The following is a 4,669-nucleotide window of genomic DNA, read 5'->3' on the forward strand; positions in this document are numbered from 1 at the left end:
TTCAAGTTAAACGGCGACGATAAGAAGCTCAAGATCAAATACGGTAATACGTTATCGAGACAGAAAAAGCTCTTTTTCAAACTCTCTAGGGAGTTTAAGCAAGATAGAGACGCGGACTATTGAGTTTTGACTACGATAGGAGCGATCAAAGAGTTTTGCAAAGAAAGAGGCGTTGAGTATATAGATGGTTTAACGCTTGTTATGGAAGCGGTCAAATACGCCTCGAAATCCAGAAACAGCGTCTATCCGTTTGTAGAGGAGCGCGGCGATATAGGCTTCTACGCTCAGTCTATTTCGGGAGATCGTAGAGCGATCAATATGAAACCCGCCGTCTTGCAAAAAGCCGTTAAACGACTAGAAGATAGACGGTATAGGACGCTTGAACCGTATCGTCCAGCGTAATTTCGCCGACCTTCACTGAATTGGGATCGACTCCTACGTTTGGAATCCATTGCGAACCGGGCTTAAACCGGATTTTCGCAGATTTCCATTTTGGGGAGTAGCTAATCTCTACCGGAACAAACATTGTCTCGCCTATTTTTGCGGGTTCATCCAAAGGCAAGATAAAAGCTCTCGGCTCATAAAACGGTTCAGTTCCAAAAGCGTTAGTGAACGTCGAGAACGCCAAAAACAAGGCTACAAGCCAGCCGTTAAGCGCGCTTTTAGCCCGTCGAACGCGTCGCATTGCAATCCCCTTACGCGTAATCAAAAATATGGCGGTAGTTCCGCTATAAGTTTAGTTTAATACGTTTGCGAAAAGAGCTCTGACGCGAGTTGTTTGGCGATTATTGATTACGATAAGCGAAACGGCGATAAGGGCGGTCTGAAACCTATCGTAAAGCGCCGCGAGCGAAACCCGCGCTCTACGCGGCTTTTTAAGTAAGACGATATTTTTTGCCGCCGCGTAAATTTGACGCTAAAGTTTTTTGGTATAATACAACTATATAAACTCAAAAAGTAAATAATCTTCGTGCGATGATAAAGGAATCCTAATGTCGGAAAAAAAAGCCAAGAACGATCCGCTTAAAACGCTGTTTGAAAGCGTAAAAGGCGCGATAGCCACCTACGAGCAGATAGCCAAACTATGCTCCAAGCAGCCAAACGCCGCGTTAGCTAAGAAGGTTTTGGAATACGCGAAAAAATATAAGGTTTCGCTACTAACCAACGCCGAAGTCGTAGGGCATAAAAATCGTCAGGACGCTAAACTCCATCAAGAAAAACTTAAAAAACTTCAAGAGAAGGGGGGCGAGGACGATAGCGACATTATAAAAGAGCGCGAACTGCTAGAATGGAGCCGATCCGATTCGCCCGTCAGAATGTATCTGCGCGAAATGGGGCAGATTTCGCTACTCACGAAAGAGGAGGAGATCGAAATATCCAAGCAGATCAAAAACGGCGAGGATATGATTATCGACGCGGTTTGCTCCGTATCGTATTTGCTTGACTTTATTATCGATTACAAAGAGGCGCTAATTAACCGCGAGCGGCGCGTAAAAGAGCTGTTTAAGAGCTTTGACGACGAAGACGACGAGTTGGACGAAGAGAGCGACAACGACGCGGAGGAGCAGCTTCACGCCGAAGAGTCCGCCGAAAAACCCGCCAACAAAAAAGACAACAAGCGCGTAGAAAAAGTGCTTGAGAGTTTCAACGCGCTGGAAAAAGCGAAAAAAGAGTGGGAAAAAACCAGCCGTAAAGAGGCGTTGTCACAAGAGGACGAAACCGCTAGAACGCTAGCTTTTCTTATGAACGCGTTTAAGAAAAACGCGGTTAAAGAGAAGCTGCTAGAGCTTGGTCCGACAAGCAAACTTATCAACGAGCTTGTCCGCGCTATGGAAACGAGCCTTAAAAGCGAGGCGCATTTTGAGCGCGAACTAAAAAGGCTGGAGTATCGTCTGCCGTTATTTAACGATAACCATCGTATTTTGCACCAGCAGCTTTTAAAAAAAATAACGAGTATGAGCAAAGAGGAGATCGCTTCGGTAGCGCCAGAAGCTACTATGGTAAATATCTATATGGATATTAAAAAGCTCATATGGACAAAAGAGGCGGGCAAAGCGCAGTTTAATTTAGACGAAGAGGGGCTAAAATCTATACTAGAGCAGATTAAGCGCGGCAAACGAATTAGCGACGCCGCCAAAGCGAGAATGTCTAAATCAAACCTGCGCCTTGTCGTGTCCATAGCCAAACGATACACCAATCGCGGACTGCCCTTTTTGGATCTCATTCAAGAGGGCAATATCGGATTGATGAAGGCGGTCGATAAGTTTGAGTATAAACGCGGCTTTAAGTTCTCCACATACGCCACATGGTGGATTAGACAGGCGATCAGCCGCGCGATCGCGGATCAGGCGCGCACGATTCGTATCCCAATCCATATGATCGAAACGATCAACCGCATCAATAAAGTTATTCGCCAATTCCTTCAAGATCACGGCAAAGAACCCGACGAGGATACGATCGCCAAGATGGTCGGCTTGCCGCCGGAGAAGATAAAAGGCGTGATTAAAATTACAAAAGAGCCGATCAGCCTTGAGGCGCCTATTGGCGCCGACGACGATGGAAAATACATCGACATCGTGGAGGACTGGACGTCGGAAAATCCGGTTGTCTCGGCTCTAAACGACGATCTAAAAACGCAGGTGTCTATGCTGCTAGATCAGCTAAACGACCGCGAAAGAATCGTTATATCTATGCGCTTTGGATTGATGGAAGACGAAAGCGATCGCACGTTAGAGGAGATCGCTAAAGTCCTTAACGTTACCCGCGAACGCGTTAGACAGATCGAGGCGAGCGCTATTAAAAAACTTAAACACCCAAAAGTCGGAAGACCGTTTAAAAATTATATAGACGGCACGGCGTGATCGAGCTTGACCGCCGCGCCCGCCTTTAGCCGCTAGTTCGCCGGCTCTAACTCGCAAGGCGGCGAGCAAACTAACGTTACACCTCGTTATCCGCAAGCGAGCGCGTTTTGATTGGGCGCGATGGCGATTAACGATCCGGTTGAATCTCCGCGTTATCGCCTTTGGTTCGCTCCAGAAACGTCCATAGCAAATCGGCGGCTTGCAGATAGCGCTTTGCCGTTTCGGAACTTGGACGATCAAATACGATCGGCTTGCCTACGTCGCACGCCTCGCGAATCGCCGGCTCGATCGGAATTTGCGCCAATGTTTGAACGCCGTATTCGCGCGCCAAAATCCCGCGCGAATTTTTGCCGAAAATATCGTGTTCGGCGTTACAGTTTGGACAGATAAACCCGCTCATATTCTCCACAACTCCCGCGATCGGAATATGCGTTTTAATAAACATATCGAGTCCGCGTCTAGCGTCGTCTAGCGCCACCGCCTGCGGCGTGGTAACGATAACGCCCGCGCTTACCGGCACGGATTGCGCTAGGCTTAGTTGCGCGTCGCCCGTTCCGGGCGGCATATCCATAAACAGTATGTCCAGATCGCCCCACTCCACGTCGGTAAAAAACTGCTCGATTACTCTTACGATCATCGGACCGCGCCATATAAGCGCTTGCGCCGGCTCTAGGATCATGCCCATGCTGATCGTCTTGATGCCGTAGGCTTCAGGCGGAATCGCTTTGTCGGCGCGGGCGTTCAGCCGCTCGTTTTCAAGCCCAAGCATTCGCGGCGCGTTAGGTCCGTAAATATCCGCGTCTAATAGTCCGACTCTTTTGCCCTGCATCGCCGAAGCGACCGCCAGATTTACGCTTGTCGCGCTTTTGCCCACGCCGCCTTTGCCGGAGCTTATCATCACGAAACGTTTGATATTAGGCGCGAGATTTTTACCGCGCGGGCTTGTTTCTTTTGACTCGGAGGGCTGAACTATATTCAAAACCGCGTTTTTACGTCCCGCGTCGGCAAGCGCTTTGGCTACATCCTCTCTAAGCGTTTGCGCGACTTCCAAAGCGGAGGCGGCGATCTCCAGATCGATTGTAATCTGATCGCCGATAATCGCGATTTTTTGAACAAACCCCAAATCTACTATATCGCGATCAAACCCAGGATACTTAACGCCGCTTAAAATCGTTTTTACTTCGTTTTCGGTCATATTCTTCCTTCGATTAAAAACGGCGATCTTAATAAAGCTTCGCTTGATAACTAAAACTCGATCCGGTAATTTACGATCGCGCCGTCCTCGATCGGCGCGACAACGATTTGTTTGTCGGTAAAAAAATACGTCCACGCCGCCGCGATCGCTCCTCCGGCAATCGTATCATGCGCGTAATGTTTTTTTGCCTTTACTCTGGAGTAAGCCGTAAAAGCGGCGATCGCGTAGGGGAAAACCGCCTCTTTAATTTAGTATCGCCTATGGATAAACGCCGCGGAGCGTCCGCTTGGAAAAGAGGCGCGATTAGAGCCGTCTGGTCGTTTTTCTTGAACGATCGCCTTTATCGAATGAACCGTCGCCTGCGTAGCCGCGAAGGATTTTATAAACCGCCATTTGGCTTCGTCGTCGTCGTCAAACAACGACAACCCAAAGGCGTAGGCTGGTAGCGCGATTTGCAGATAATCGCCCGCAATTTCTATTCTCTCTCTCTCTCTCTCTCTCTCTCGGTAGCCGCTTCGCTTGTCAGCGAGATTAGCGCGACAAGCAAGTAGAGAGCAGTTTTCGCCTCATCTTTGTCCTTTCGGGTAATTTCGTAAATAGTTCAACCGCCGCG

General features: G+C 48.6%; 4 protein-coding genes. 2 read left to right on the forward strand and 2 right to left on the reverse strand.

Annotation, left to right across the window (positions count from 1 at the left end; genetic code table 11):
- Positions 1-126 precede the first annotated feature (126 nt).
- Both LBF86_05740 and rpoD read left to right on the forward strand, forming a co-directional pair.
- Positions 127-402, forward strand: coding sequence for a hypothetical protein (locus tag LBF86_05740; protein ID MDR0665006.1), 276 nt, complete (start codon positions 127-129; stop codon positions 400-402).
- A 590-nt stretch (positions 403-992) separates the two neighbouring features.
- Complete coding sequence (rpoD, locus tag LBF86_05745; GenBank protein MDR0665007.1) at positions 993-2,861, forward strand: RNA polymerase sigma factor RpoD; 1,869 nt, start codon at positions 993-995, stop codon at positions 2,859-2,861.
- A 127-nt stretch (positions 2,862-2,988) separates the two neighbouring features.
- Here the strand turns inward: rpoD and LBF86_05750 are convergent, their stop codons facing one another.
- Together LBF86_05750 and LBF86_05755 are read right to left on the reverse strand one after the other, a co-directional pair.
- A complete protein-coding gene (locus LBF86_05750; protein MDR0665008.1) occupies positions 2,989-4,056 on the reverse strand; it encodes an Mrp/NBP35 family ATP-binding protein in 1,068 nt (355 codons plus the stop codon).
- A 248-nt stretch (positions 4,057-4,304) separates the two neighbouring features.
- Positions 4,305-4,481 carry a hypothetical protein gene (locus LBF86_05755; GenBank protein MDR0665009.1) on the reverse strand — a complete coding sequence of 59 codons (177 nt, stop codon included), beginning with the start codon at positions 4,479-4,481 and terminating at the stop codon, positions 4,305-4,307.
- Positions 4,482-4,669: the final 188 nt, after the last annotated feature.

The sequence above is a fragment of the Helicobacteraceae bacterium genome, from assembly GCA_031258155.1.
Lineage (GTDB): Bacteria > Campylobacterota > Campylobacteria > Campylobacterales > SZUA-545 > JAIRNH01.

What these genes read in the sequence shown, in the direction of transcription:
- rpoD (MDR0665007.1), top strand. Translation starts at nt 993, where the DNA reads ATGTCGGAAAAAAAAGCCAAGAACGATCCGCTTAAAACGCTGTTTGAA.
- LBF86_05750 (MDR0665008.1), bottom strand. Translation starts at nt 4,056, where the DNA reads ATGACCGAAAACGAAGTAAAAACGATTTTAAGCGGCGTTAAGTATCCT.